Genomic DNA, 25,614 nt, shown 5'->3' on the forward strand with positions numbered 1-25,614 from the left:
ACTCGCCCGCAGCGTCTGGAAGCGCTTCCAGAATGGAGCGGAGCACATGCGTCAGAGACTTCTCGCGACCGCCATCGCGACGGCCGTGGTGGCCGGCCTGGTCACCGCCTGCGGGGCCGGCGACGCGGCGGACAGCAAGATCCACTTAACCATCGCCACCTTCGGCGAGTTCGGCTACGAGGACCTGCTCAAGCAGTATCAGACCGAGCATCCGAACATCGTGGTCACTCAGCACAAGGTCGGCCAGGCCGCGCCGCACCACAAGGAGCTGTTCACCAAGCTCGCGGCCGGTTCCGGGCTAGACGACGTCGAGGCCATCGAGGAGGGCTACCGAGCCCAGGTGATGGCCAAGGCCGACAAGTTCAACGACCTGAGCAAGATCGGCCCGGCCGACGCCGGCCCGGACCGCTGGCTGCCCTGGAAGTACGAGGGCGGCAAGTCCAAGGACGGCAAGCTGATCGGGTACGGCACCGACATCGGACCGCTGGCCATGTGCTACCGGACCGATCTCCTCCAGACGGCCGGCCTGCCCAGCGACCCGGACGGCGTGAAGGCGCTGTTCAGCAGCTGGCAGAGCTACTTCGACGCCGGCAAGACCTACGTGCAGAAGACCGGCAAGCCCTGGTTCGACACCTCGACCCAGATCTTCAACGCCATGCACAACCAGCACGACGTCGGCTACTACGACCAGAACGACAACCTGGTGGTGGCCACCAACCCGGACATCAAGAAGGACTGGGACGCGGTCACGCAGGCCATCGCCGACAAGGAGTCGGCCAAGCTGGTGTCGTTCGGCAACGAGTGGCAGGCCGGCTTCAAGACCAGTGCCTTCGCCACGACCGTCTGCCCGGCCTGGATGCTCGGCTCGATCGAGCAGAACTCGGGTCCGGACAACAAGGGCAAGTGGGCCGTCTCCTCGGCCTTCCCCGACGGCGGCGGCAACTGGGGCGGCTCGTACCTCACGGTCCCGTTGCAGAGCAAGCACCCCAAGGAAGCCGCCGAGCTCGCGGCCTGGCTGACCGCGCCGCAGCAGCAGATCAAGGCGTTCGTGGCCAAGGGCCCGTTCCCCAGCCAGGTGCAGGCCCTGCAGTCGCCGGAGCTGCTCAACACCACCAACGCCTACTTCGCCGACCCGAAGACCGGTGCGCTGTACGCGGACCTGGCCAAGAAGCTGACGAAGGCCCAGTACAAGGGTCCCGCGGACGGTCAGATCCAGGACGACGTGTTCGCCCCGGCACTGCAGGCGGTGGAACAGGGCAAGTCGGCCGCCGACGGCTGGCAGCAAGCAGTCGCCGGCGCACAGAAGGCAGCGAAGTGACGCTGACCCGACTGCCCGCGCGACGACCGGAGGCCACCGCTCCGGTCGTCGCGCGGCGGGACCGCCTGGACAAGCTGGATCTCAAGGTCTCGCCGTACCTCTACGTCGCGCCGTTCTTCGCGGTGTTCGCGCTGGTCGGCATGTTTCCGTTGCTGTACACGGCATACGTGTCACTGTTCGACTGGCGGCTCGGCGATGACACGGCGAAGTTCGTCGGCGTCGGCAACTACACCGAGCTCCTGGCCGACCCGCAGTTCTGGAACGCGCTGGTGAACACGATCAGCATCTTCCTGCTCTCCAGCGTGCCGCAGGTGATCGTGGCGATCGCCGTGGCCGTGCTGCTGAACACGAACCTGCGGCTGCGCACGGGATTCCGGATGGGCGTGCTGGTGCCGTACGTGGCCAGCCTCGTCGCGGTCGGCATCATCTTCGGCAACCTGTTCGGCGTCAACTACGGCCTGGTCAACTCGGTGCTCGACTTCGTCGGCATCGGCAAGATCGACTGGCAGGCCGACCGCCTGGCCAGCCATCTCGCCATCGCCACCATGGTGGACTGGCGCTGGACCGGCTACAACGCGCTGATCGTGCTGGCGGCGATGCAGGCGATACCACCGGAGCTCAACGAGGCGGCGCTGATCGACGGCGCGGGCCCCTGGCGCCGGTTCACCAGCATCACACTGCCGATGCTGCGACCGACCGTCATCTTCGTGGTGATCACGTCCACCATCGGCGGCCTGCAGATCTTCACCGAGCCCAAGCTGTTCAGCGCGATGCCCGGCTCGGACACCGGCGGCTCGACCAACCAGTTCCAGACCGTGACCCTCTACCTGTACCAGTCGGCGTTCGACAACCAGCAGCTCGGTTACGCCAGCGCCATCGCCTGGATGCTGTTCCTGGTGATCGTGTTGGCGGCGATCGGCAACTACTTCATCACGAGGAGGCTGAGCCGATGACCCGCCGACCGGGATTCCTCGTCTACGGCCTGCTGATCGCCTTCATCCTCGGCTCGGTCTTCCCGCTGTACTGGTCGTTCCTGGTGCCCAGCCACGGCAACGACATCCTCACCGACAAGGTGCCGCCGCTGCTGCCGGGCGGCAACTTCCTGAGCAACGCCCAGCAGGTGCTCGACACGATCCCGTTCTGGCACGCCATGGTGAACAGTGTCATCGTCTCCGGTTCGGTGGCGCTGTCGGTCGTCGTGTTCTCCACGCTGGCCGGTTTCGCCTTCGCCAAGCTGAGGTTCAAGGGCAGCAACGTCCTTTTCGTACTCGTGGTCCTGACGATGGCGGTGCCCACGCAGCTGGGCATCATCCCGCTCTACATGGCCATGTCCGAGTTCGGCTGGGCCGGTCACCTGCAGGCGGTGATCGTGCCCAACCTGGTCAGCGCGTTCGGCGTGTTCTGGATGCGCCAGTACCTGGCCGACGCGGTGCCGTCGGAGCTGATCGAAGCGGCCCGGTCCGACGGCTGCTCGATGATCAGGATCTTCTGGCACGTCGCCGTGCCGGCCGCCCGGCCGGCCGCGGCCATGCTCGGCCTGTTCACGTTCATGCAGTCCTGGAACGACTTCCTGTGGCCGCTGATCGCGCTCGACCAGAACAACCCGACCATCCAGCTGGCCCTGGAGCAGCTCCAGGCCGGCTACTACGTCAACTACGCGTTGGTGCTGGCCGGCACCACGCTGGCAACGATCCCGATCTTCCTGCTGTTTGTCGCGGTGGGCCGTCAGCTCGTCGCCGGCATCATGCAGGGCGCCGTGAAGGGGTAACTGTGCTTGATTCCGCTGGGGTGTTCCCGGAAGGATTCCTGTGGGGCGCGGCGACGGCCGCCTACCAGGTGGAGGGCGCGGCGGCCGAGGACGGTCGGTGCGAGTCCATCTGGGACGTCTTCAGCCGCACACCGGGCCGGACGGTCAACGGAGACACCGGTGACGTGGCGGCGAATCACTACCACCTGCTCGACGTCGACCTGGCGTTGATGACCGAGCTGAACCTTGACGCCTACCGGTTTTCCGTGTCGTGGCCTCGAATCATCGACGACGACGGCGCGATCAACCGCAAGGGCATCGACTTCTACGAGCGGCTGGTCGACGGCCTGCTCGATCGCGGCATCACGCCGTTCCTCACGCTCTACCACTGGGATCTGCCGCAGCGGCTGGAAGACCGCGGCGGCTGGGCCAATCGCGACACCGCACAGCACTTCGCCGACTACGCCCAGGTCGTGCACGAGGCGCTCGGCGACCGCGTCCACAACTGGACCACGCTGAACGAGCCCTACTGCGCCTCCCTGCTCGGATACGGCGCCGGCGTGCACGCCCCCGGCCGCCGCGAGCCGAAAGCCGCGGCTGCGGCCGTGCACCATCTGCTGCTGGCCCATGGCATGGCCCGGTCGATCATCCGCGGCGACGTCGGCATCACGCTGAACCTGTACCCGGTCCAACCCGTGAACCCGTACGACGCACAGGACATCGACGCGGCGAGGAGGGTCGACGGCCTCCAGAACCGGCTCTTCCTCGACCCCGTGCTGCGCGGCGAGTACCCGGCGGACGTGCTGGAGGACCTGGCGCCGCTGGGCTTCGCCGACCACATCCGCCCCGGCGACCTGAACCTGATCGGCGCCCCGCTCGACACCCTCGGCGTCAACTACTACACCGGCCACCACGTCACCGGCCACGTCGGCGACCGCACGCCGGAATGGATCGGTTCCGAACACGTGCACAACGTGGGTCGGGGATTGCCGACGACGGCGATGGGCTGGGAGGAATTGCCGGACGGATTGTTCACCGTCCTGAACCGCCTGCACGACGAATACCCGCGCCTGCCCATTCACATCACCGAGAACGGCGCGGCCTACGACGACACCGTCGTCGACGGCCGGATAGACGACCACGCCCGGCGGCGGTATTTCGAGCAACACCTCGGGGCCGTGCGGGACGCCATCGCCGCAGGTGTGGACGTGCGCGGCTACTTCGCCTGGTCCCTGCTGGACAACTTCGAGTGGGCGGAGGGTTACGCGAAAAGGTTCGGGATTGCGCATGTCGACTTCGACACCTTCGCCCGCACTCCTAAGCTGAGCGGCAGGTGGTACGCGACGGTGGCAAGGGCGAACGCCCTGCCGGAGTAGGGGTAGAGCGTGGCCGAAGACGGCCGGGAAGTCCCGACCCTCGACGAGGTGGCCAGGGTGGCCGGGGTGTCCCGGTCCACCGCCTCGCGGGTGATCAACGGTCGCACCTATGTCAGCGCCAAGGCCCGCGAGGCGGTGGCGCAGGCCGTGACCAGCCTCGGCTACAGCCCGAACATGCTGGCCCGGTCGCTGGCGATGAAGCGCACCAACTCGATCGCGCTGGTCGTCTCCGAGCACGGCGACCGCGTGCTCGGGGACCCGTTCTTCGCCCGGGTGCTGCGCGGCGTGCACGCCGGCCTGGCCGGCAGCGGGCTGCAGCTGGTGCTGCTGATGGCCCAGGACGAGCAGGACCATGGCTCGATGGCCAACTACCTGACCTCTGGGCACGTGGACGGGGCGCTGGTGGTCAGCCTGCACGGAGAGGATCCGCTGCCGGCGCAGCTGGTCGCGTCCGGGCTGCCGGTGGTGTTGTGCGGGCGGCCGCTGGCCAAGGTCGCGGTGCCGTACGTCGACGCCGACAACTTCAACGGCGCCGGGCAGGCCGCGCAGTACCTGATCGACCAGGGCCGCCGGCACGTGGGCACCATCGCCGGCCCGAGGGACATGGCCGTGGGCATCGACCGGCTCAGCGGCTGGCGGCGCACGCTGTCCATGGCCGGCCGGCCGACGGACGCCATCGCGCACGCCGACTTCAGCCTGGAGGGCGGCATGGCGGCGATGGAGCAGCTGCTGACCGCCCATCCCGGGTTGGACGCGGTGTTCGTGGCCTCGGACCTGATGGCCATCGGGGCGCTGCACGTGCTGCGGGGGCGGGGCATCCGGGTGCCGGAGGACATCGCGGTGGTCGGCTTCGACGACTCGGGGCTGGCCGCGACCTCCGTGCCGCCGCTGACCACGGTCCGGCAGCCGATAGAGGAACTGGGGCGGACCATGACGTGGCGGCTGCTGGCGCAGTTCGAGGGCGACGTGGAGTTGCCGCCGTCGGTGCTGCTGCCGACCGAGTTGATCTGCCGCGAGACGGCGTAGCGGAGAGGTACCGTTGCGCCCGTGAGCATGCCCGAGGCACTGGAGCCGGTCGACGAGTCCTTCGACAGCGTGCTGGCGCTCGTCGCGCATCCCGACGATCTGGAGTACGGCACCGCCGCGGCCGTCGCGCGCTGGACCGCCCAGGGCAAGCGCGTCGTCTACGGCCTGGCCACCAGCGGCGAGGCCGGCATCGACGCCATCGACCCGGAGCGGTGCGGTCCGCTGCGCGAGGCCGAGGAGCGCGCCGGGGCCGCGATCGTCGGTGTGGACGAGGTGGAGTTCTACGGCTTCCCGGACGGCGTCGTGGAGTACGGCCTGCCGCTGCGCCGGGCCTTCGCCGCGGCGATCCGCCGGCACAGGCCGGACATCGTGCTGATCACGACCTGGCGCGAGTTCTGGGGGCCGGGCAACCCCAACCAGGCCGACCACATCGCGGTCGGCCGGGCCGGGCTGGACGCCGCCCGGGACGCCTCGAACCGCTGGGTGTTCCGGGATCTGGGGCTGGAGCCGTGGAAGGCCAAGCACGTTTTTGTCGTCGGCAGCCCGAATGCGCGGCACGGCGTCGACGTGACGGCGGGCTTCGACCTCGGCGTCGCGTCGCTGGAGGCGCACGGCGAGTACCTGCGGGGACTGGTCGACAACCCGATGAGCGACCCGCGCGAGTTCCTGGAGTCGGTCGCGCGGCCGACCGGCAGCCTGCTCGGGGCCAAGTTCGGCCTCTCGGTGGAGGTAATCGACTTGTAGCGGCTGGTTAATCTCGCCGCATGACCGCACGTCTGGTGAACGTCGTCGACGTCGAGGCGACCTGTTGGCCGGGCAGCCCGCCGCCCGGGCAGGTCAGCGAGATCATCGAGATCGGGCTGACCGTCGTCGACCTCGTCGCGCGTGAACGCGTGGCCAAGCACCGGATCCTGGTGCGGCCGCGGGTGTCGTCGGTGAGTGAGTTCTGCACGTCGCTGACCGGGCTGACCCAGTCCGAAGTGGACGGCGGTGTGTCCTTCGCGGACGCCTGCGCCCGGCTGGTCGACGAGCACGAGGCCCGCAAGCGGGGCTGGGCCAGCTGGGGCGACTATGACCGCAAGCAGTTCACCCGGCAGTGCGCGGCCACCGGAGTGGACTATCCGTTCGGGGCGCGGCACACCAACGCCAAGGCGGTGTTCGCCGGCGACGGCCGGCAGGTCGGCATGGCCCGGGCGCTGGAGATCACCGGCCTGCCTCTGGAGGGACGGCACCACCGCGGCGACGACGACTCGTGGAACATCGCGGCGCTCGTGCTGCTCATGGTGGAACGGGGGAGCTGGCGCGGCGTTTGACAACCCCGGCGATGCCGTGAATGCCTTGTGGGCCTGCGGAAACGTGAACGCCGGTGGTCGGAGGGGAACCCGGCGGCGACCCGGGCGAACGGCTCGTCCGTATGTTCGAGCCACCGCTGCTACGGTCGATGCATGACCCGTGCCGACGCCACCAGGGCCCGCCTGCTGGAGGCGGCCACCGAGGAGTTCTCGCGCTACGGCATCGCCGGCGCCCGGGTGGACCGCATCGCGGCGGCGGCGCAGGCCAACAAGAACCTGATCTACGTCCACTACACCAACAAGGAGACGCTGTTCCGCGCGGTGTTCGAGGCGCATGTGGTGCGGCTGCTGGGCGAGGTGCCCTTCAGCGCGACGGACCTGCCGGCCTACGCCGGGCAGCTGTACGAGTTCTTCCTGGACAACCCGCGGCTGCTGCGGCTGGCCGGCTGGTTCCGGCTGGAGCAGGGCGACTACGACGAGGCGGTGGCGGCGATCGCCAGGTCCAATGCGGACAAGGTGGCGGCCATCGCCCGAGCCCAGGCCGACGGCCGGGTCGACGGCCGGTATCCGGCCGATGTCGTGCTGACGCTGGTGCTGGCCACCGCGGCGGCGTGGGGCTCGGGCAACCCGGCCACGGTGTCGACCTACGATGGGCCCGACCCGAAGATCGTTCGCCTGGCGATCGAGGCCGCGGTGCGCGGTGTCGTCGCGGGAAAGGACTCGGCAGCATGAGCGACGCGCCCACCTCCGACCTGACCGGCTGGCGCAAGGCGCCGTTCACCGGGGCCGGCCTCACCTATGACTGCTACGAGAAGGGCGAGGGGCCGGGCGTCGTGCTGGTGCCCGAGGTCCCCGGCATCACGCCGTTGGTGCTCGGCCTCGCGGATCACCTGGTCGAGCAGGGCTTCACCGTGGTGGTGCCGTCCCCGTTCGGCACACCGGGCAAGCCGATGACCGTGGGCTACGTGCTGGGTGTGGTCGCCAAGCTGTGCGTGTCGGCCGAGTTCCGGGCGTTCGCGGTGAACGCCCAGCGGCCGATCACCCAGTACCTGCGGGCCGTCGCCCGTGATCTGGCCGGCCGCACCCCGGGCAAGGGCGTCGGCGTGATCGGCATGTGCTTCACCGGCGGGTTCGCGCTGGCCACGGCCGTGGAGGATGTGGTGTTGGCGCCGGTCATGAGCCAGCCGTCGGTGCCGTTCCCGCTGGGCAAGGCCCGGCGGGCCGACCCCGGCCTGTCGGAGGCCGAGATGCAGGCCGTGGCCAAGCGCACCGAGGACGGCCTGTGCGTGATGGGCCTGCGGTTCAGCCAGGACCCGGCCGTGCCGGAGGAGCGCTTCGCCACGCTGCGCCGGCGGCTGGGCGACGCGTTCGAGGTCATCGAGCTGGACTCCAAGCCCGGCAACCCCGGCGGCTTCGCCAAGGGCGCGCACTCGGTGCTGACCGCCGAGGTCCGTGAGCGGCCTGGGCACCAGGCGCTGGCCGCGCGGGAGCGAGTCGTGGAGTTCCTGCGCGAGCGGCTGACGGCGTGACGGATCTGGTGCTGCGCAACGTCCACCGCGATGGGCGGCTGGTGGACGTGCGGATCGCCGGGGGAGTGGTCGCGGCCTTCGGCGAGCCGGGCACGCTGCCGGGCGAGGTGATCGACGGCCACGGCGGGCACCTGCTGCCGGGGCTGGTCGACGCGCACGTCCACATGCAGCAGTGGGCCTCGTCGCGGCGGCGGATTCCGTTGGGGGAGGCCAAATCCGCGGCCGAGGCGGTCGAGCTGGTGCGCGGCGGCGCGCAAGATTGGGTGTTCGGCGCGAACTTCGTCGACGGCCTGTGGCCGGACGCCCCGCACAAGGATCTGCTGGAGGCCGCCCTGCCGGGCCGTAAGGTCGCGCTGTTCAGCGCCGACCTGCACACGCTGTGGCTGAGCCCGGCGACCCTCAAGGAAGTCGGCGTGGATCACCCGACCGGCGTACTCGTCGAGGCGGAGTGCATGGCCGTCACGGCCCGCCTGCTGGCCGGCGACCCGGACGCGTGGGTGTTGGAGGCGGCCGACGCGGCGGCGGCCCGCGGCGTCACCAAGATCGTCGACTACGAGCTGACCGACACCATCGCCGACTGGCAGCGGCGGCTGGCGATCCGCACGCCGTCGGTGCGGGTGGCCGGCGTGATCGCCAAGCACCTGCTGGAGCCGGCGATCGAGCGTGGTCATCGGACCGGCGCGGTGGTACCGGGCAGCGACGGGCTGTTGACCGTCGGGCCGTACAAGCTGTTCGTGGACGGGTCGCTGAACACGAGAACCGCCTTCTGCCATGACGCCTACGACGGCGACGGCCACGGGGTGGTGGTCGTGCCGCCGGAGGAGCTGGTGCCGTTGATGCGGCGGGCGTGGGAGAACGGCATCGTGCCGGCCGTGCACGCGATTGGCGACCACGCCAACCAGATTGCCCTGGACGCCTTCGAGACCGTCGGCTGCCGGGGCCGGATCGAGCACGCGCAGCTGGTGTCGGAACGGGACCTGCCGCGGTTCGCGCAGCTGGGCGTGATCGCTTCCGTGCAGCCCGCGCACGCCCCGGACGACCGTGACGTCGCCGACCGCCACTGGGCCGGCCGGACCGGGCGGGCCTTCCCGTACCAGTCGCTGTTGGCCGCCGGTGCGACGCTGGAGATCGGCTCGGACGCCCCGGTGTCGCCGTTGGATCCGTGGGACGGCATCGCCAGCGCCGTCACCCGCACCGACGACGACCGGCCCGCGTGGCACCCCGAGCAGCGGATTCCGCTGGAGGCCGCGCTGGCCGCGGCATGCGGCGGGCGGAGTTCGGTCGAGGTCGGGGACATGGCCGAACTCCTTGTCGCGGAACGGGATCCGCGTCGCGGGGAGCTGCGGGACATGCCGATCGTGCTGACGATGACAGGAGGACGGACGACACATGGCTGAGACGTATGCGATGCACTGCGAGGCCATCGAGCGCGAGGGGGCCCGGATCGGCGAGGTCGCCCGTACACACGACCTCTCGGCCCCGGTGCCGTGCTGTCCCGGGTGGACGCTCGCGGACGTGGTCGAGCACATCGGCCGGCTCCAGCAGTGGTTCGCCGCGATGATCGAGCGGCGGTCGCCGGAGCGGCTGCCGTTCGCCGAGGTCGACTTCGGCCTGCCGGCCGATGTCGCCGACTACCCGGAATGGTTGGTGGCTCGTCAGGCCGTGGTGGCCAAGGTGCTCCGGGCGGCCGATCCGGACGCCGCGATGTACACGTGGGGCCCGGGCGGCGCCGTGCGGTTCTGGGCCCGGCGCATGGCGATGGAGTGCCTCATCCACCGCTACGACGCCGAGCTCGCCGCCGCTTCGGTCACGGCCTTCGACCCGGCGCTGGCCGCCGACGGCGTCGAGGAGTTCCTGGTCAACCTGCCGTCGGCGGAGAACTTCACCCCGGCCGTGAGCCGGCTCCGTGGTGACGGGCAGACCATCGGCTTCGGCGTGTGGGGCACCGAGGTCGACTGGACCGTCCGCCTGGACGCCGACTCCTTCGGCCTGGTCGGCGCCGTGGCCGACCCCGATGCCGTGGTGAGCGCCGAAACCGTGGACGCCCTGCTCCTGCTGGTCTATGGCCGCATCGGCGTGGACGATCCCCGGATCAAGACGAAGGGCGACGCCGACCTGCTGGAGAAGTGGTTCACGAACTCAAGGTTCTGACCCACTCCCGCTGCTGCTCGGTGTCGGGCACCTGGTGGCCGCGGGCCTGGGTGATCCGGGCCCAGGCGTCGTCGGGATCGAGGCCACGCAGCACCATGATCGACGCCGCCAGCAGCGAGGAGCGGCCGATGCCGGCCCAGCAGTGCGTGACGATGCCGGCGCCGGAGTCGAGGCGCGCGGCGAGACCCGCAGGGTCGGCAGGATCTCGTCACGGTCGCGACGGTCCGATCCCGGCATGGGAGGTGCACGACGTCGAGGCCGGCGTCGACGGCGGCCTTCGGCTCGTCGGTGAGCCCGGCGTCGGCGAAGTCCTCGTCGGTGAGGGCGCACACCAGGATGTCCACGCCGGCGGCGCGCAGCGTCGGCAGGTCCTTGAGCCGCGGCTTGGCCATGGTGCTGAGACGACCGGGGCCGGGCAGGTCGACGGTGTAGATCACTCCTCGACCATACGGGCCAACTCGGCCACGGCCTGCTGTGCGGTCGAGCGGGCGACCACCAGCCGGTCGCGGAACTCGTTGTGCAGGGCCGCCATCCGGGCCATGTGCTCGTCGGCGGCGGCGTTCTGCTGGCGCGCGTGCTCGTCGGCCTCGCGAATGGTGAGCGCCGCCCGCTCCTCGGCGAACCGGGTCACCTTGGCCGCCTCGGCCCGCGCACGATTCATGAGCTGCTCGTGCTCGCGGTTGAGCTTGGCCTTGAGCTCGTCGTACTCGCGGTCAAGAGAGTCGTTGTGCTCGTTGTACTTGCGCTCCAGCTGCACCCGGCGCTGTTGGAGCTCGGCGCGCTGCTCGACCAGCTCGCGCTCGGCGGCCCCGCGCTGCTCGGCGATCTCCTCCGCGGCCAGGTCCATCATCATGCGCACGCGCTCGTTGACGTTCTCGCCGGTGAGCGGCTCGTCGGCCAGCTTGCGGACGCGTTCCCGCAGCGAGGTCAGCTCTTCCTCGGCCGCGCCCAGGCGTTTGGCCAGCTCGGCGTTGCCGGCCCGGGCCAGGTCGCGTTCGCGGGAGGCGGTGCGCAGGTCGAACTCGAGACGTGTCACGCGCTCGTTGACCTGACGCGTGTTGTAGCCCCGGAGGACCACGTCGAAGTGGTTGGGTCTGCGGGCGTCCTGTCCCGGCGCTTCGTCGGCACCTGCCATACCTCCACCCTACTGAGACGATCACCGCGCCGTTCACCCGAACCGGGGATCGGGATCCTCCGGGTAGCGGTCTTGTGCCGACCATCCCGTCGAACCGGGCAAAGCGGGCCAAAGCGGCGGCCGCCTTGACGCCGTCAGGCCGTGGCCCTAGCGTTTGGATGAATCCGTCAGGAAGGTTTCCTAACAATGGGGAAACCGCTCTCGGCGGACCGCACAACCGCCGCCTTCCTCGTCCCTGCAAGGAAGGAACCCTGCCCATGGTTAGCGCAGTTCGTCGCGCCATCACCATCGCCGCCGCGGCCCTGCTTCCCGCCGCGGCCCTGGCCATCGGCACGACCGGTGCCGACGCGGCCACGCCCAAGTCCTTCCCGGCCAAGTTCGCCGCGCCCTACCTGGAGCTGTCCAGCAGCACGGCCGGCCTGATGGCCGCGGACAAGAGCGCGTCCGGCGTCAGCCACTACACGCTGGCGTTCCTCATTCCCAAGAGCGGCTGCACGCCGCAGTGGGAAGCCGGCAACTCCGCCGTCGGCGCGTTCAAGTCGCAGATCAGCTCGCTGCAGTCCCAGGGCGGCGACGTGATCATCTCCTTCGGCGGCGCCGAGGGTGGTGAGCTGGCCCTGACCTGCACCAGCACGTCGAGCCTGCAGGCCGCGTACGCCAACGTGGTCAAGACCAACAACGTGCACCGGCTGGACTTCGACATCGAGGGCTCGCCGCTGAACAACAAGGCGTCCATCACGCGGCGCGACCAGGCCCTGGCCGCGCTGCAGAAGGCCGACCCGTCCGTGCAGGTCGACTTCACGCTGCCGGTCGACCCGGGCGGCCTGCCGAGCAACGCCCTCAACCTGCTCAAGGACGCCAAGGCCCAGGGCGTCAAGGTCAGCACCGTCAACATCATGACCATGGACTTCGGCGACGGCGAGAACGCCCTCAACGACGCCGAGTCCGCGGCCAAGGGCACGGCCAAGCAGCTGGCCAGCCTGTACGGCGTCTCCTCCGCGCAGGCGTGGTCGATGATCGGGCTGACCCCGATCGCCGGCAAGAACGACGACAACGAGAACTTCACCCAGGCCAACGCCAAGACGCTGCTGTCGTTCGCCAAGTCCAACGGCGTCAGCCTGCTGTCGTTCTGGGAGGTCAACTCGTACGACAAGAAGGTCGGCTACGCCTACTCGAAGATCTTCAACGGCATCGGCTGACCCGCTCGAAACCGATGGCCCCGCCGCGCGGCGGGGCCATCGGCCTGTTCCGGTCGACCTGGTCGTCCAGCGAGGCGCAGGAGGAGAACGAGTCGTTGTTCAGGCCCACGGTGTCGAAGATCCAGCCCGAGGCCGGGAAGAACGACGGACCCTGCTCGTTGGCGTCCCGGTAGCAGTTGATGCGGACGTGCGAGTGGTTGGCGATCGGACTGACCCGGTCGCCGAAGCCGACGGAGCTGAGGTTGACCTTGAAGCCGCTGACCCACTGGCACGGCCTCGGGCTGCCGTCGCCCTTGCACTGGGCACCCACGTCGAACCGGTGCATCTGGCCGCCGTAGTTGTTGTTCTCGTACACGCAGAGGCTCTGCCCGTCGTCGGGACAGCTGGTCGGCGTCGCCGCCGCCGATGCCGCCGGGGCGAGGGCGATCGTGCCGGCGACCAGTCCGGCCGCGGCCGCCCCGAGGGTGAATGCGCGTCGAATACGCATGTGATTCCTCCGTTGTCAGTGGCTGATGGACCCGACGGAGCCGAACGAGTCGTTCTGCTTGCCCACCGCCGAGAAGAATTCGCCGCTCGGCAGCTGGAACTGCTCGCCGCTGAAGCCGGCGTCCTTGAAGAAGCGCAGATCGACCGGGGTCTTGTTCGCGACCGAGCTGACGTTGTCGTTGACCGCGTGTCCGTTGCTGAATCGGGGCCCGCCGAATTTGTCTATCGCCGTTGACCACCGTGGCCGGGTGGGCGGCCCGGGTCACAGCCCCCTTGCCCTTTTGCAACAGTGTTGATTAAGTCTGGGCATGGCTGACCCCGACCTCGCCGAGCTGCGTGCCCAGGAGCAGCGGCTCGTCTTCGACCGCTTCGACAACACCACCGCGTGGGACCTGGGCCAGCAGATGGTGCTGGCCGCCCGCCGGCGTGAGCTGCCCGTCGTCGTGTCCATCGAGCGCAACGGGCAGCGGCTGTTCCACGCCGCCCTGCCTGGCACCGCGTCCGACAACGACGCTTGGGTCGACCGCAAGGTCCGGGTCGTCCGCCGCTACGGCCGCAGCTCGTACCACGTCGGCTGCGACTTCCGCGCCGGAGGCTCCACCTTCGAGGCGAAGTCCCGCCTGGACCCCGACCTCTACGCCGCCCACGGCGGCTCTTTCCCCCTGACCGTCCGCGGAGTGGGGGTGGTCGGCTCGGTCACGGTGTCAGGGCTGCCCCAGGCCGAGGACCATGCGTTCGTGGTGGAGCAGCTGGAGTCGTTCCTGGCACAGTGAAAACCGCGAGTCCCGCTCTCGGGCAAGCATGATGCCGGTTTCGGTGTGCGGGACTCGCGTTCTCGCTGGCGGTGGCTGTCGTCCGGTTACTTGCCGTTGATCTTGACGTTGACCAGCTTCAGGCCGTCCACATTGGACGTGGTGTTCTTGGTGTCGGAGACGCCGTTGAAGGCGCAGTTCTGGGCGGTGAAGCCGGCGACGTGGTCGGAGGACAGGCCGCTGACGTCCAGCACCTTGCCGTTGACCTTGGTGCTGGAGCTGTTGGTGATGCTGAACGGCCCGAACTTCGGCGGGAAGTTGCCGGTCTGGCCGTTGTAGGTCATGGTCACGTAGGCGACGGAGCGGTCGAAGGTGCCGCTGACGCTGTCCAGGTTGATGTTCTGGGCGAAACCGCCGCGCAGGGTGTTGGACTTGATGTACAGGGCGAACTTGGTGGCGCCGGTGACCTTGAGCTGGTAGGCGTACACGTTGCGGATGCCGCCGGTGAGCTCGCTGCCGCAGGTGATGGCGCCCCAGTTGCCGTTCATGGTGCAGTTGACCACCACGATGTTCTGCGACGGCACGTTGACCCGCCGGCCGTCGGCGTCCCGGCCGGACTTGATGGCGATGTTGTCGTCGTGGGCGCCGAGGATGCAGTTGCTGATGACGACGTGGTCGCAGGATTCGGGGTCGCAGCCGTCGGTGTTGGAGTGAGCGGTGCTCGGATCGGTGCTCACGCCGTCCACGGTCACGTTGGTGCACAGCGTGGGGTGGAGCTGCCAGAACATGGGGTTCTTCAGCGTCACGCCCTGGATGAGCACGGTGTCGCACGAGTACGGCTCGATGAACGTCGACCGCATGGCGTGGCCGGAGCCGGGCACGACCCGCTTCTCCGGCGGCACTCCCTTGGCCACCAGGTCGTCGAGGTAGGCGCGGTCGCTGCCCTTGTTCCACGAGGAGGTGCCGCCGGCGTCGAGCACCCCGCTGCCGGTGACGGCGATGTTGTGCTCGCCGTGGGCGTAGATCATGGGGGAGCGGTTCATGCACTCGATGCCCTCGTAGCGGGTGAGCACCGTCGGGAACTTCGAGGCGTCGCCGCCGAACTTGAGCGTGGCGCCGGCGGCGAGGTTCAGGTCCACGTTGCTCTTGAGGTAGATCGCGCCGGTGACGTAGGCGCCCTTGGCGACGACCACGTGCCCGCCGCCGGCCGCGTTGGCGGCGGTGATCGCCTTGGCGAAGGCGGCGGTGTTGTCGGTCTTGCCGTCGGCCACGGCACCGTAGTCGGCGACCTTGAACGTGCGGTCCGGGAACACCGGCAGCTTGGTGTTGGCCACGATGTCGTTCGCCGCCGGCCAGGGCAGCGTCGGCACGTCATGTCCGTGCGGGCTCGCGCAGGCGGGTCCGTCGAGCACCGGGAGCAACCCCAGCGCCCCGGTCACTGCCGCGCCGAGCTTCATCATCTGCCTGCGGGAAAGCGCGCCGGCCATCGACTTCGTCCTCCTCGGTGAGGGTCGCGGCGGCGAGCCGTCCGTTACTGTAAAGGTTTGCGCGGCCAGACGTCCACTCCCCGGACCGTCGAAACCGATGCAACCATTCCGGTGATGTTGTTCGCGGACGCCGCAGGTGCCAGCCGGGCTGCCCGGGACGGCCGCGATGATCGTCGACTCGGCCTCCGTCACGCTCAGCACCGGCCGGCCCGCTCCCAGCAACCGTTCGAACACTGTGCGTGACCAGGGGGTCGGCCGTCGTCGCCGGCACGGCCGTCGCCTTCGACGACAGGGCCGCCCCCGTCGTCGACGCGGTTCGACCGGCCGCCGATCCGGGCCGTCGCACCGGATGGACGACCACCCCATGGCGCTGATCAGGCGGTATCCTCTTCTGATCCGGTCGGTGGAGGAGGTTCAGGTGGCCGAGCCAACCCACGAGTTCCACCTCCTGCACGTGACCCAGTCGTGGCCCGCCCCCGACTTCGACGACCCGATGTACGACGCCATCAAGGCCGACCCGCCCGAGGGCTGCGAGCCCGACGACTTCGGCGGCCTGTTCGGCCTCCGCTGCCTGCGCAGCGCGCCCACCCTGCTCGACGCCGTGGCCGAGGTCTGCCACGAGGTGCGGACCGCGCACGGCCTGCTGATGACCGACCTCGGCATCGAGAAGCTGTGGGAGTGGTCGCCCGACGGCCGCGACGGCTTCGGCGCCACCATCGTCGGCCAGTTGCTGCTGATGGCCTCCTCGCGCGGTCAGCAGCTCGGCTACGACATCGAGGACCTGGTCCGCTTCATCCGCACCGCGGCGGCGGCCAAGTAGCCCGTTGACGACAACTCTCTGGCGCAACACCGATTACCTGCTCTACTGGTGGTCCCGCGCGAGCTCCGTTCTCGGCTCCCAGGTCAGCTACATCGCGATGCCGCTGTTCGCGGTGTCGGCCCTGCACAACGCCGTCGAGGCGTCCCTGGTCACGGTGTGCGCCTACGGTTCCGGGCTCTTGTTCGCGCTGCACGCCGGCGTCGTCGGCGATCGCTTCAACCGCTAGCTCGTGATGGTCTCCGCCGACCTCGCCCGGGCGATCCTGGTCGGGATTCTCGCGTGGCAGGCCGCGGTCGGCGGCGCGTCCGTGTGGTCGATGTGTCTGATCGCGCTGTCCGTCGGGGCGCTGTCGGTGGTGTTCGACTCGGCGGCCGCGGCGGCCCTGCCGGATCTCGTCGGCGAAGGCCTGTTCGCCGGGGCCATGGCGCGCAACCAGTCTCGGGACTTCGCGCTCGCCATGGTCGGCCCGTTGCTCGGCGGCGCACTGCTGCAGGCCGGTCCGAAGTGGGCGTTCGCCGCCGATGCCGGCAGCTACGTCATCTCGGCCCTGCTGCTCGGCTTCCTGTCCACGAAGCTGACGACGGACCGCCGGGCGCAGCGGACCGTCGCCATGATCCACGACGGCATTCGGGCCGTGGTCAAGGATCGGGTGCTCGGGCGACTGGCGGTCTACTTGAGTGCGCTCAACCTGGTGCTGACCGGGAGCGTCTTCGCCACTTTCGTCAAGTTCGGCACGGTCTCGGCCGGCTCGGCGGGAATCGCGGTGGCGGCGCAGGCGGTGGGCGGCGTGCTCGGTTCGCTTGCCGCCGAACGGATCCGGCGAAGGCTGTCGGCCCGGGCGATCGTCGGCCTGCACGGAGGACTGTGGGGCGCCGGCCTGCTGGCGATCGCCCTCGTGCCGACAACACCTGTTGTCGCGGTGGGGCTGGGGCTCGGATGGCTTGTCGCGCCGGCATTGCGGCTGGTCCTGGGCACCCGGTTGATCGAGGTGGTGGCACCGGACATGCGAGCCCGGGCGAACAGCGCGGTCTCGCTGTCGACTGCCTCGTTGAGCCTGCTGGGCCCGCCCATCGCCGGGCTGGCCGGCGGCGTCCTCGGCTACGGCGGCACGATGGCCGGGTTCGGGCTGATCGCCCTGACGGCGATGCTCGGGGCCAGGCCGACAGCCACGAGGTGATGTGGAGGGGGCCGATCACCTCGACCGTCCACAGTGGATGATCGTCAGGCGGCGAGGCCGTCCTCGGCGCGGGCCGCGAGGCGCCACACCAGTTCTTCGATCTGGTCATGGTCGAGCGGGGTCGGCGCCTCGGGCTGCCCCGGGCAGCGGCCGGCGATGACGTCCTCGACGAACCGGTGAACCTCGTCCGCCTCGGCGAGCACGTCGCCGCCGAGATAGGCCAGCACCACCGGGTCGTCGGCCGGTGCCGTCTCCAGCGCGACCGACCAGCCGTGCCGCTCGTCCCACAGCAGCATGAGATCCATCTCGGGGAACACGGGGCTGCGGCGGTGCAGCGCCAGATAGGCGCTGGACAGCTCGCTCACCTCGTGGTGCACCGCGTGCCCCGGCACGCGCAGCGCGGCGGCGACGGAAACGACGTAGTTGGCCAGGCCCCGCGCGGTCAGACTATCGGGATCAACATTCACGGCCTGCGGTTACCCGCGAGAACGTGGTCCGAAACCGGTCACGACCGAAAATCCTGCGGCCCGCCCAGCGCGCTCAGGATCCGTTGCATCACCTGAGGATCGACGCCCAGCGGCTCGTCGGCCAGCGCCTCGGCGGCCGGCGACCGGCGCTGCTCGCGGCGGGGCAGCGGCACCGATTTGGCGTTCATGTTGTTGGGCAGGGCCAGCTCGCTCCACAGCCGCGTGCCGTACGCCGTCGGCACGACGCCGATACGGGCGCCGGCGAGCTCGGGCGACACGACGGGTCGGGTGGCCACTCGCTCGTCCTCGACCTCGACGACGAGACCGTCGCCCTGAAGCCGCAGCCGCACGGTCATGAACCCGGCGACCCCCGGGCCGGCGTTGTCCACCACGGCCGCGACCATGTGCCGCCCGACCTGTGTCGCCAGCGGCACGAGAGGCCGCAGCGACCACTCCATCAGGGAGAAGCGGACGAACATCTCGGCGACGTTGACAGCGCTCGGCGTCGCCACCAAGCGCAGGTCGTCCACCTGGGAGGTCTGGTTGTTCAACCGAGGTTCCTTCCCGCAGTCGGTGCAGTGGTGCCGCGTATCTTGCCAACCTGCGCGAACGTTACGCTAACCGGGTCACTTCTCGTCGCGCCGCGCCCGGTCCCTGAGGTAGCGCGTGTGGTCGGACTGGCGCCGCGAATCGGCGTCGTAGAACTCCTCGGCGATCCGCCGCGCCTCCTGTTCCAGCAGGTCGAGCTGGGTGAGCAGCTGCTCGGCGGCGCTCGGCTCGCTGGCCACGCGGCGGGTCACGGCGTACCACCACGGCATGTTCAAGAACGTCTGCACCGTCGTCGGCAGGTCCGTGGCGGCGATCCGCGCGACCGCGTGCAGGGTGTCCGGGTAGGCGCTCAACTCGGCCGGACGGGCCAACAGCCCGCAGAGCACTTCGGCGATCCGGTCCAGCCGTTCGATGGCCTCGGCCGGCATCCGATTGCCGAGCCCGCGCACCCGCGCCACGAGCGAGTCCAGGCCGCGCAGCAACGCCTCGGCCTCCTCGGCCGGCTGCGGCGGCACCAGCCGCACCCGCTCCGGCGGGGCGGCCAGCGCGCCGGCGGCGTACAGCGCGGCGACCACGCCGAGCCAGTACGCGCCGCCGACACCCACGAAGTGCAGGCCCAGCCCGACGATCCCACCGGCGCAGCCGGCGAGGTTCTTGGTCGAACCCAGATATCTCACTGGTAGCCCCGGATGTCCTTGAAGACGTCGGCCAGCGACTGGCTGCGGCCGTCGAACACCTTGCCGCCGGTCGCGGTGGCGATGGCGTTCATGTCGTCCTGGCTACCCTCGCCGAACAGCACGGGGAACACGGGCGTGCCCTTGAGCCGGTCCGGCACCGTGCCGACGAAGCTCTTGAAGTCGTCCAGGCCGGCGCCCGCGGTGTTCTCGCCGTCGGTCATCAGCACGATGGAGGTGAACCGGTCCGGGTCGGTGTCGGACTGCTGCTCCAGGATCTGGTACGCCTTCTCCAGGCTGGTGAAGATGGCGGTGTCGCCGTCGGCCACCAGCCCGTCGGCGGTCTGCTTGATCTGGTCCAGCGCCGGCTGCCGGTTGTCCGGGTCGACGGTCATCGTCACCGGCGCGGCCGGGCCGGTGGAGAACGGCAGCAGCGTGACCTGTTCCCGCGCGTGGAACTGCCGGTAGCGGCCGACCAGCGAGCTGTCGACGCCGGTCAGGCCGCTCAGCGCCGCCTTCAGCGCGGCCAGCCGGTCGCCCTCCATGGAGCCGGACGTGTCGAGCACGTACACGGTCCGGGACGGACGGCGGATCTTGTCGAAGTAGGCCGAGACGAGCGTGTCGACGGCCTGTTCGGTGCCGGGGAACGGAAGTTCGACCGGGCTGGCGTCGGTGAACTCCTTGGCCAGCGGCACCTGCGGCGCGATGGGACGGCGGTGCGTGGTCTCCATGATCCTGCGCTGCACGTCCGGGGTGCGCAGGTGGTCGGTGAGGCGCCGGAACGAGTCGCGGGCATCGGAATTGGCCGACGCCAACAGGGTCAGCGGGTAGTCGGCCGTCACCACACCGTCCGACGGGTGGATCACGGTGAGTCCCTTCATCTCCAGCAGCACCGACTCGTAGTTGATGAGCCCGTCCACCTTCGGACCGGGATCGGCGCCGCTGGCCCGCTTCTGGAACGCGTCCGACAGCCAGCCCGAGGAGCCGGCGCTCAACGTCTGCGCGGCGAAGAACTGCTTGAGCTGCGGCGTGATCGCGGTGATCTGGTCGGGCGTCAGCGCGCTGCCGCTGCCGGCCAGCGCGGCCGCCACGCCGACCAGCGCGGAGAAGCCGGAGTTGGAGGCCGACGGATCGGTCATGCCGTAGCTGAACCTGTGCTGCCCGGCCGCCTCGGCGATCTGCGACCACGTGACCTTGCCGTCCTGCCACCCCAGTTGCTGCAGCACGGAGTTGGGCAGCCCGAGCACCACCGGCGAGCTCATGATCTTCGTCTGGGTGCCGAGCTTCTTGGCGCCGCCGGGCAGCAGCGTGAGATAACGGTTGGAGGAGAACCAGATCGCGTCGTAGGCGGAGTCGGCCTTGCCGTCGAGCACCGTCTGCGCGCCCTCCAGCGTGCCGGAGAAGGTGAACTTCACCTGCACCCCGGTCGCCTTGGCCGCTTCGTCCAGTATCGGCTGCATGTCGGCCAGCTCGCTGCCGGCCAGCACCCGCAGCACGCCCGCTTTCGCCTGTCCCAGCGGCTGTTTCTGGTCCTTGCTGTCGCCGCCGGAACAGCCGGCCAGCCCCACCGCCAGCACGGCGGCCAGCGCGATGAACCGCTTCCTCATGGTGTCTCCCGTAAGCGGTTCTGAGCCCGTCGCAACTCGTCCTCCAACGCGGAGACGGTGTCGGCCATCGCCGACGCGGCGGCGGCCTTGAAGCCCTCGACGTCGTCGATGGCCCGGTAGATCTGGTCGAACGACTGCCGCAGCGTGTCCATGCCGACCGCGGGATCGGTGCTGATGCGCTGGATCTGCTGGCCCTGCATGGCGATCAGGTCCGCGTTGGCCTTGATCAGCCCGTCCGTGGTGGCCCGCAGCGTCTCCATCTCGTCGATCACCTTGCGCTGCCCGGCCAGCGCGCCGCTGACCACGACGGCGATGCGCAGCGCCGAGACGGTCGTGCCGGCGGCGCGGTCGACGCCCCGGATCAGCTCGTCGTTGTTGCGCCGCAACACGTCCAGGGCGAGATAGCCCTGCACGCAGACGGCCAGCTGGGTGAGCAGGTCCTGATGTCGTTGCCGCACCGGGAAAAGCACCTCGGCCCGGACCGCGTTGGCCCGCGCCGGATCGGCCAGGTCCATAATGGACGCCTGACGGTCCACCGCCTCGTCGACCGCGCCGGCCATCGCCGCCGCTTCGGACAGCCGGCCCATGGCCTCCCACAGGCGTTCCCGCTCGCCCTGGATCGCCGCGTTGTCCCGCTTCAGATCGTCCTGGCGGGCCCGCAGCGAGCGCACCACGGCGTTGATCGGCGCATCCGCGGCCTGATAGCGGGCCAGCAGCTTCCTGGCCGGATTGCCCAGGCTGATGCCGAACACCTTGCGGCCGGCCGGATCCAGCTCGTGGATCCGCTCCCGTAGCTCGGTCAGGCTCACGCTCACCTGCTCCGACGGCGGGTTCACGCCCCGCACCGCCCGGTCGAGCAGCCGGCCCGCGATCGTCGCCGCCACCCGCATCTCGTCCTCGCCCAGCGCCAGCACCTTGCCCACCCGCACCGAGAAGTCCGGCGCCATCGGGTCCATCGCGCCCAACTCGGCGGCGATCCGCTCGGCGTCGTCGGCCAGCTTGCCCAGCCGCTCCGCCGGCACCGGCACCATGCCCGTCGCGCTGGACGTCGACACCGCGCCGACCGGCTCCGGTGCGGTCAGCGGCCGCTCGCTCACGCCCCGTACTGCTTTCCGACGGCGTCCAGCAGCCGTTCGAGCGTCTCGAACGACGGCGGGTCGACGGTGTCCACCAGCGAGGTCGGCAGCGGCAGCTTGTGCTCGGACACGACCTGGGTGAAGTACTTCGGGTCCTGCGTGCGGAAACCGAAGGTGGCGGCCAGCTTCGACAGCTCGGGGTCGCTGTTGAGCAGCTGCCCGACCTGGTCGCCCGGGCCCTTCAGCGCGACCAGCGTGTGCTTGGAGTAGACGGTGGGGGACAGGTACAGCAGCCGCATGTCGGGCTTGATCGAACCGTCGTCGCGCACCAGGCGATCGGCGTACTGCGCCTCGTAGACCAACACCATGGGATTGCGGCCGATGCCGGCCGACAGGTAGTCCTCGAAGGGCGCGTCCGAGCTGTTCTGGGTGTAGCCCTGGTTGGTGAACAGCGGGGTGACCTTGGGCAGGATCGTCGCCTCCTGCTGCTGCGTGTTGACCACGCTGAAGCCGTTGGCCACGTACGAGGCGATGGACAGGTACATCGCCGCCGAGTTGGAGTCGCGGGGATCGGTGGTGGTGATCAGGATGTTCTTGCGCACCGGATAGCTGGTGTTGCCGGGCAGCTGGTCCCAGCGTGTGCCGTTCGCAGTGAGCTCCATGTACTTGGCGATGTCCAGCACGTCGTAGTCGCCCGCGCCCTTGTGCACCACGCCGGCCTTGGTCAGCAGGTCGACGATCGGGGCGAAGGTGGCCACCGCCATCGGCGAGGAGAACGGGGCATAGGTGTGGGCGTTGCCGTGGTCGTGCCGGATGCGGTCGGCCGCGGGGCTGCTGGACGGGAAGGCGAAGTCGTACCTCGACAGGTCCGTCTGGATGGCCATCTGGCGCGAGCCGGCCGGATCCACCTGCACGTCCAGTCCGTGCCTGGCGAACGCGTCCTTGACCCGCTGGTCGCTGAAGAAGGCCAGCTTCTCCGAGCCGATGACGCCACGCACGGTGGTCAGCGGGGCGCTGTCGGTGCCACCGCCGCTGCCGAAGATCACGGCCAGTGCGACCCCGGTCACCAGAACGACCGCGAGGCCGATGCTGATCAGCCGTTTCACCTTTGTCTCCCAAGGGATTCCCGGTGGCGACAACGCCGCCGTGGCGATCATCGCCCGGGCCACGGGCGTGGTGACGGGGGTTGGCCGGATCGGGTCATGAATTCTTGGTGAACGGGCAGCGCCGTTGCCATACCAACTGGTCGGTACTAGCGTGGTCGCGAGTCGTCCAACGGAGGTCGTCGCGTGATCGTCAGCACCATGCAGGAGTACCCGCTCACCATCCCCGCGATCCTGCGGCACGGCGCCTCGGTCTACGGCGGCAGCGAGTGCGTGACGAACACCGGCTCCGGCTTCCGCCGCGCCACCTTCGCCGAGGTCGCCGCGAACGCCGAGCGGCTGGCCGCGGCGCTGACCCGGCTCGGGGTCGGCGCCGGCGACCGGGTCGCCACCTTCTGCTGGAACAGCCAGGAGCACCTCGAGGCGTACTTCGCGGTGCCGGGCATGGGCGCCGTGCTGCACACGCTGAACATCCGGCTGTTCCCGGAGCAGCTGTCGCACATCGTCAACCACGCCGAAGACAAGATCATCATGGTTGACGACAACCTGGTGCCGCTGCTGGCCCGCAGCCTGCCCGACTTCAGTGCGGTGGAGAAGTTCATCGTGGTCGGCGACGGCGACGCCAGCATGCTCGGCGACCGCGTGCTGCGGTACTCGGACCTCATCGCCGCCGAGGAGCCCGGCTTCGTGTGGCCCGAGCTGGACGAGCGGTCGGCCGCGACCATGTGCTACACCAGCGGAACCACCGGCAACCCCAAGGGTGTCGTCTACTCGCACCGGTCGTCCTACCTGCACGCCATGGCCGTGCTCTCGGCGTCGCTGATCGGGATCACCGAGGCCGACCGGGTGCTGACCATCGTGCCCATGTTCCACGTCAACGCGTGGGGACTTCCTTACGGCGCCTTCCTTTCCGGCGCGACGCTGCACATGCCCGGGCCGTTCATGATGCCCGACCAGCTGACCCGGTTCATCGCCGCCGAGCGGTCGACGCTGGCCTCGGCCGTGCCGACCATCTGGAGCGCCATCCTCAACTACGGCGCCGTGGCCGACATCGACCTTTCCTCCTTGCGTGCCGGTACTTCCGGCGGCGCGGCCATTCCCTCGGCGCTGCTCACGGCGTTCGACGAGAAGTACGGGCTGCGCATCATCCAGGGCTGGGGCATGACCGAGACCAGCCCGCTGGGCGGCATGGCCCTGCCGCCCGCCGGCGTCGAGCCGGGCACGGCCGAGGACCTCCAGTGGCGCCTCAAATCCGGCCGCGTCGCCGCCGGCGTCGAGATGCGCATCGTCGACGCCGTCGGCGAAGTCCTGCCGTGGGACGGCGAGTCCGTCGGCGAGATCGAGGTCCGCGGGCCGTGGATCACCGGCTCCTACTTCCGCGACGACGCCCCCGAGAAGTTCGACGACGGCTGGCTGCGCACCGGCGACATCGGCACCGTCGACGCCCGCGGCTTCTTCCAGATCACCGACCGGGCCAAGGACGTCATCAAGTCCGGCGGCGAGTGGATCTCCTCCGTCGAGCTCGAGAACCACCTCATGGGCCACCCCGCCGTCGCCGAGGCCGCCGTCATCGGCATCCCTGACCAGCGCTGGGACGAGCGCCCCCTGGCCTTCGTCGTCGTGCGCGACGGCGCCTCGGTCGCCGCCGCCGAGCTGGCCGACTTCCTCGCCGCCAAGGTCGCCAAGTGGCAGGTCCCGGAGAACTGGACCTTCGTCGAGGAGATCCCCAAGACCACCGTCGGCAAGTTCGACAAGAAGCCCCTGCGCGCCCGCTACCGCGACGACGAGCTCAAGGTCGAGCGCCTGCGCTGAGCTACGGCCGCATGCAGGTAAGGCGTCCTTCCCTGCGTTCACCGAGGGTAAGGCGTCCTTCCCTGCATGTGGCTGCGCCGCCGCCCCCTAGTTGTTGAACAGGCTGCTTCGCCCACCCTCGTTCTGCGGCAGGTACGGGGTGAGGGAGTGGGCGAGGCGGTCGATGGGCAGGGACTGGAGCCACACGCGGCCGGGGCCGGTGAGCTCGGCCAGGAAGATGCCGTCGCCGCCGAAGAGCTTGTTGCGGATGCCGGGCACGGTGGTGATGCCGAACTGCACGGTGTCCTGGAACAGGCCGATGTGCCCGGGGTGGGCGCGGATCACCTGACCGGGCTGGAGGTCGTAGGGCACGACCTCGCCGGACAGCTGGAGCCACGCGCGGCCCTGGCCGCCGATGCGTTGGAGGAGGAAGCCCTCGCCGCCGAAGATGCCGGCGCCGAGCCGCTGCTGGAAGCCGGTGGTGAGGGTGACGCCCATGGTGCCGGCGACGTAGGAGCGGCGGTGGGCGAGAAAGCCGTAGCCGGGCTGGGGAGCGACGTCCACGGGGAAGATCTGCCCGGGCAGGTGGGCGGCGAAGGACACCGAACCGGGCTGGCCCACGGCGGTGTAGTTGGTCATGAAGAAGGTGCCGCCGGACAGACTGCGTTTGAGGGCCCCGAAAACGCCGCTGCTGCCGGCGCCCTGCGTCGAGGTGCTCAGCTGGATGCTGGCCGACATCCAGGACAGCTCCCCGGACTCGGCGCACACCGATTCGCCCGGATTGAGCATGATGTCCAGCACGGGCATGACGGTGCCGTGCACACGATCCTGCATGATCCCTCCCAGTGGGTT

Annotated in this window: 28 protein-coding genes; 17 read left to right on the top strand and 11 right to left on the bottom strand. The window is 69.7% G+C overall.

Annotated elements, in window-relative coordinates:
• Nucleotides 1–46 precede the first annotated feature (46 nt).
• The 11 genes from KUTG_RS49285 to KUTG_RS49335 all read left to right on the top strand — a co-directional run bounded on the left by KUTG_RS49285 (nucleotide 47) and on the right by KUTG_RS49335 (nucleotide 10,439).
• On the top strand, nucleotides 47–1,318 hold the full coding sequence (locus tag KUTG_RS49285) for an ABC transporter substrate-binding protein (protein WP_043726882.1): 1,272 nt from the start codon (nucleotides 47–49) through the stop codon (nucleotides 1,316–1,318).
• A complete protein-coding gene (locus tag KUTG_RS49290; protein ID WP_052396369.1) occupies nucleotides 1,315–2,271 on the top strand; it encodes a carbohydrate ABC transporter permease in 957 nt (318 codons plus the stop codon). The genes KUTG_RS49285 and KUTG_RS49290 overlap by 4 nt, the downstream gene beginning before the upstream one ends.
• Nucleotides 2,268–3,086 carry a carbohydrate ABC transporter permease gene (locus KUTG_RS49295; RefSeq protein WP_043726884.1) on the top strand — a complete coding sequence of 273 codons (819 nt, stop codon included), beginning with the start codon at nucleotides 2,268–2,270 and terminating at the stop codon, nucleotides 3,084–3,086. Before KUTG_RS49290 ends, KUTG_RS49295 begins: the two co-directional genes overlap by 4 nt.
• A 2-nt stretch (nucleotides 3,087–3,088) precedes the next feature.
• Complete coding sequence (locus KUTG_RS49300) at nucleotides 3,089–4,441, top strand: GH1 family beta-glucosidase (protein ID WP_043726886.1); 1,353 nt, start codon at nucleotides 3,089–3,091, stop codon at nucleotides 4,439–4,441.
• 9 nt (nucleotides 4,442–4,450) lie between these two features.
• Nucleotides 4,451–5,467, top strand: a complete 1,017-nt coding sequence (locus tag KUTG_RS49305) for a LacI family DNA-binding transcriptional regulator (protein WP_043726887.1) — start codon at nucleotides 4,451–4,453, stop codon at nucleotides 5,465–5,467.
• Between the two features lie 27 nt (nucleotides 5,468–5,494).
• Nucleotides 5,495–6,211 carry a PIG-L deacetylase family protein gene (locus KUTG_RS49310; protein WP_198047910.1) on the top strand — a complete coding sequence of 239 codons (717 nt, stop codon included), beginning with the start codon at nucleotides 5,495–5,497 and terminating at the stop codon, nucleotides 6,209–6,211.
• Nucleotides 6,212–6,231: 20 nt separating this feature from the next.
• Complete coding sequence (locus tag KUTG_RS49315; protein ID WP_043726891.1) at nucleotides 6,232–6,780, top strand: 3'-5' exonuclease; 549 nt, start codon at nucleotides 6,232–6,234, stop codon at nucleotides 6,778–6,780.
• Between the two features lie 132 nt (nucleotides 6,781–6,912).
• Nucleotides 6,913–7,491 (top strand): TetR family transcriptional regulator, encoded by a 579-nt coding sequence (locus KUTG_RS49320; RefSeq protein WP_043726892.1) that lies wholly within the window; start codon nucleotides 6,913–6,915, stop codon nucleotides 7,489–7,491.
• Entirely contained in the window at nucleotides 7,488–8,288 is an 801-nt protein-coding gene (locus tag KUTG_RS49325; protein WP_043726894.1) for a dienelactone hydrolase family protein, read from the top strand. The genes KUTG_RS49320 and KUTG_RS49325 overlap by 4 nt, the downstream gene beginning before the upstream one ends.
• Complete coding sequence (locus tag KUTG_RS49330; RefSeq protein WP_043726895.1) at nucleotides 8,285–9,685, top strand: amidohydrolase; 1,401 nt, start codon at nucleotides 8,285–8,287, stop codon at nucleotides 9,683–9,685. The genes KUTG_RS49325 and KUTG_RS49330 overlap by 4 nt, the downstream gene beginning before the upstream one ends.
• Complete coding sequence (locus tag KUTG_RS49335; protein WP_043726897.1) at nucleotides 9,678–10,439, top strand: maleylpyruvate isomerase family mycothiol-dependent enzyme; 762 nt, start codon at nucleotides 9,678–9,680, stop codon at nucleotides 10,437–10,439. The genes KUTG_RS49330 and KUTG_RS49335 overlap by 8 nt, the downstream gene beginning before the upstream one ends.
• A gap of 433 nt (nucleotides 10,440–10,872) precedes the next feature.
• Here the strand turns inward: KUTG_RS49335 and KUTG_RS49345 are convergent, their stop codons facing one another.
• A complete protein-coding gene (locus KUTG_RS49345; RefSeq protein WP_052396370.1) occupies nucleotides 10,873–11,574 on the bottom strand; it encodes a hypothetical protein in 702 nt (233 codons plus the stop codon).
• Nucleotides 11,575–11,831: 257 nt separating this feature from the next.
• Here KUTG_RS49345 and KUTG_RS49350 point away from each other — a divergent pair, with 257 nt between their 5' ends.
• Nucleotides 11,832–12,773 carry a chitinase gene (locus KUTG_RS49350; protein ID WP_052396371.1) on the top strand — a complete coding sequence of 314 codons (942 nt, stop codon included), beginning with the start codon at nucleotides 11,832–11,834 and terminating at the stop codon, nucleotides 12,771–12,773.
• Here KUTG_RS49350 and KUTG_RS49355 read toward each other — a convergent pair.
• Complete coding sequence (locus KUTG_RS49355; RefSeq protein WP_043726899.1) at nucleotides 12,757–13,260, bottom strand: peptidase inhibitor family I36 protein; 504 nt, start codon at nucleotides 13,258–13,260, stop codon at nucleotides 12,757–12,759. The two genes, KUTG_RS49350 and KUTG_RS49355, sit on opposite strands and share 17 nt — an antisense overlap.
• A 15-nt stretch (nucleotides 13,261–13,275) precedes the next feature.
• Complete coding sequence (locus KUTG_RS66875) at nucleotides 13,276–13,485, bottom strand: peptidase inhibitor family I36 protein (protein WP_157495732.1); 210 nt, start codon at nucleotides 13,483–13,485, stop codon at nucleotides 13,276–13,278.
• A gap of 82 nt (nucleotides 13,486–13,567) precedes the next feature.
• On the opposite strand from KUTG_RS66875, the gene KUTG_RS49365 reads away from it, so the two are divergent.
• Complete coding sequence (locus KUTG_RS49365; protein WP_043726902.1) at nucleotides 13,568–14,032, top strand: heme-degrading domain-containing protein; 465 nt, start codon at nucleotides 13,568–13,570, stop codon at nucleotides 14,030–14,032.
• An 86-nt stretch (nucleotides 14,033–14,118) separates the two neighbouring features.
• On the opposite strand, the gene KUTG_RS49370 is transcribed toward KUTG_RS49365, so the two are convergent.
• The gene (locus tag KUTG_RS49370; protein ID WP_043726904.1) at nucleotides 14,119–15,498 is read right to left on the bottom strand and encodes a glycoside hydrolase family 28 protein; all 1,380 of its coding nucleotides are present in this window, start codon (nucleotides 15,496–15,498) and stop codon (nucleotides 14,119–14,121) included.
• 418 nt (nucleotides 15,499–15,916) lie between these two features.
• Here KUTG_RS49370 and KUTG_RS49375 point away from each other — a divergent pair, with 418 nt between their 5' ends.
• The 3 genes from KUTG_RS49375 to KUTG_RS49385 are packed head-to-tail and all read left to right on the top strand — an operon-like array spanning nucleotide 15,917 to nucleotide 17,495.
• Nucleotides 15,917–16,318 carry a hypothetical protein gene (locus KUTG_RS49375; protein WP_043733521.1) on the top strand — a complete coding sequence of 134 codons (402 nt, stop codon included), beginning with the start codon at nucleotides 15,917–15,919 and terminating at the stop codon, nucleotides 16,316–16,318.
• A 4-nt stretch (nucleotides 16,319–16,322) separates the two neighbouring features.
• Complete coding sequence (locus KUTG_RS49380; RefSeq protein WP_043726905.1) at nucleotides 16,323–16,544, top strand: hypothetical protein; 222 nt, start codon at nucleotides 16,323–16,325, stop codon at nucleotides 16,542–16,544.
• Nucleotides 16,545–16,550: 6 nt separating this feature from the next.
• Nucleotides 16,551–17,495, top strand: coding sequence for an MFS transporter (locus KUTG_RS49385; RefSeq protein WP_043726907.1), 945 nt, complete (start codon nucleotides 16,551–16,553; stop codon nucleotides 17,493–17,495).
• A gap of 44 nt (nucleotides 17,496–17,539) precedes the next feature.
• Here KUTG_RS49385 and KUTG_RS49390 read toward each other — a convergent pair whose 3' ends face one another.
• From KUTG_RS49390 to KUTG_RS49415, 6 genes are all read right to left on the bottom strand, one after another.
• Nucleotides 17,540–17,962: a DUF6292 family protein gene (locus KUTG_RS49390; RefSeq protein ID WP_043726908.1), complete on the bottom strand. Its 423-nt coding sequence runs from the start codon at nucleotides 17,960–17,962 to the stop codon at nucleotides 17,540–17,542.
• A gap of 38 nt (nucleotides 17,963–18,000) precedes the next feature.
• The gene (locus tag KUTG_RS49395) at nucleotides 18,001–18,513 is read right to left on the bottom strand and encodes a hypothetical protein (RefSeq protein WP_043726909.1); all 513 of its coding nucleotides are present in this window, start codon (nucleotides 18,511–18,513) and stop codon (nucleotides 18,001–18,003) included.
• A gap of 75 nt (nucleotides 18,514–18,588) precedes the next feature.
• Complete coding sequence (locus KUTG_RS49400; RefSeq protein ID WP_043726910.1) at nucleotides 18,589–19,188, bottom strand: hypothetical protein; 600 nt, start codon at nucleotides 19,186–19,188, stop codon at nucleotides 18,589–18,591.
• On the bottom strand, nucleotides 19,185–20,792 hold the full coding sequence (locus tag KUTG_RS49405) for a substrate-binding domain-containing protein (protein WP_043726911.1): 1,608 nt from the start codon (nucleotides 20,790–20,792) through the stop codon (nucleotides 19,185–19,187). Before KUTG_RS49405 ends, KUTG_RS49400 begins: the two co-directional genes overlap by 4 nt.
• Nucleotides 20,789–21,889 (bottom strand): toxic anion resistance protein, encoded by a 1,101-nt coding sequence (locus KUTG_RS49410; protein ID WP_043726912.1) that lies wholly within the window; start codon nucleotides 21,887–21,889, stop codon nucleotides 20,789–20,791. The genes KUTG_RS49405 and KUTG_RS49410 overlap by 4 nt, the downstream gene beginning before the upstream one ends.
• On the bottom strand, nucleotides 21,886–22,974 hold the full coding sequence (locus KUTG_RS49415; RefSeq protein WP_043726913.1) for a hypothetical protein: 1,089 nt from the start codon (nucleotides 22,972–22,974) through the stop codon (nucleotides 21,886–21,888). Before KUTG_RS49415 ends, KUTG_RS49410 begins: the two co-directional genes overlap by 4 nt.
• A gap of 186 nt (nucleotides 22,975–23,160) precedes the next feature.
• Here KUTG_RS49415 and KUTG_RS49420 point away from each other — a divergent pair, with 186 nt between their 5' ends.
• Nucleotides 23,161–24,783, top strand: coding sequence for a long-chain fatty acid--CoA ligase (locus KUTG_RS49420; RefSeq protein WP_157495733.1), 1,623 nt, complete (start codon nucleotides 23,161–23,163; stop codon nucleotides 24,781–24,783).
• 87 nt (nucleotides 24,784–24,870) lie between these two features.
• Here the strand turns inward: KUTG_RS49420 and KUTG_RS49425 are convergent, their stop codons facing one another.
• Nucleotides 24,871–25,596, bottom strand: a complete 726-nt coding sequence (locus KUTG_RS49425; RefSeq protein WP_043726914.1) for a TIGR00266 family protein — start codon at nucleotides 25,594–25,596, stop codon at nucleotides 24,871–24,873.
• Between the last annotated feature and the right edge of the window lie 18 nt (nucleotides 25,597–25,614).

The sequence above is a fragment of the Kutzneria sp. 744 genome (genome assembly GCF_000568255.1).
Classification (GTDB): domain Bacteria; phylum Actinomycetota; class Actinomycetes; order Mycobacteriales; family Pseudonocardiaceae; genus Kutzneria.